2 protein-coding genes are annotated in these 908 nt (G+C 60.9%); both read right to left on the bottom strand.

Translation table 11 applies throughout. The annotated features are described in order from the left end of the window. Positions 1-183, bottom strand: a 183-nt coding sequence (locus RFM68_RS33505) for a 2-oxoglutarate and iron-dependent oxygenase domain-containing protein (RefSeq protein ID WP_320237202.1), incomplete at its 3' end; no start/stop codon positions are given. Next, positions 180-887 (bottom strand): class I SAM-dependent DNA methyltransferase, encoded by a 708-nt coding sequence (locus tag RFM68_RS33500; protein WP_320237201.1) that lies wholly within the window; start codon positions 885-887, stop codon positions 180-182. The genes RFM68_RS33505 and RFM68_RS33500, both read right to left, overlap by 4 nt. Positions 888-908: the final 21 nt, after the last annotated feature.

The following is a 908-nucleotide window of genomic DNA, read 5'->3' as shown; positions in this document are numbered from 1 at the left end:
TGGCAACGCGAAGAACCGCCGGGAAGCCTGGATGGCCTCTGATATCTGTTCTTTCGGGATCCCGTGTTCGACAAGGTAGAAGAACCCGTACTTCTCGCAGGTCATGCGTAGACGCTCATGCTCTTCGTGTCGCGTTGCGTCGGCTGCCAATCTCGCCAGCGAGATTTGCGGTAACGTGGTCATGGCCGTTCCTCCGTTTGTGCGTTAGCCTCATGGGTCACCTGAAAAATCCAATAGTGCGCGTGCTCCTCAGCGACGTATCTGCCGTCGTTTAGACGCTGTGCCGGCACCAGGACGCCCGCATCCTGCAGACGCCGCACCTCCTGTTCGAAGGATGTGGCCTCCGCATAGCTCTTGCGGGTGCTTGCGATGACGAATCCGTTAGGGCGCGTGATGCGAGCCAGTTCGCGCAGCCCCTGCGGTCGGACATGCCCGAGCGTGAAGACGCCGCAGCAGACCGTTATGTCATAGCTCGAGCTGGAGTAGTCGGAAGGCGGCCCGTTGAGGTCGACATCGCCTCGAACATGGCGATAGGCGCGGGTTTGCCGGGCCTTTTCGGCCATCTCCTCGGACAGGTCGAACCCGTCGATCAACCGGAAGCCGATGCGTTCCAGTTCCACGCCGACGAGGCCGGTTCCGCAGCCAGCGTCCAGGATTGCAATGGTTGCTCGCTGACCGGCCAAATAGGCCGTCTGCACGGCGCCCGCCAGTTCCGCCACGATCATCGGCCCGCAGTACTCGTCGAGGCCGACATCCAGATCGTAGGAATTGGCCCATCCGCGATAGAAGTGGGCCAAGCGATCGGCGTCGCTGTCGAGACCATGGGAAGCTTTAATGCGCTCTCGTGCGGCTTCATCCAGTGCTGTCTGCTGATCGAGCGTGTTCATGCCATTTCCTCTGTATTGGGG

Source organism: Mesorhizobium montanum, assembly GCF_033977145.1.
In the GTDB taxonomy this organism is placed as follows: Bacteria; Pseudomonadota; Alphaproteobacteria; order Rhizobiales; family Rhizobiaceae; genus Mesorhizobium; species Mesorhizobium montanum.
The sequence above is the reverse complement of the archived record's forward strand: the minus strand, read 5'-3'. Positions and strand labels throughout refer to the sequence as shown.

What these genes read in the sequence shown, in the direction of transcription:
- RFM68_RS33500 (WP_320237201.1), bottom strand. Translation starts at nt 887, where the DNA reads ATGAACACGCTCGATCAGCAGACAGCACTGGATGAAGCCGCACGAGAG.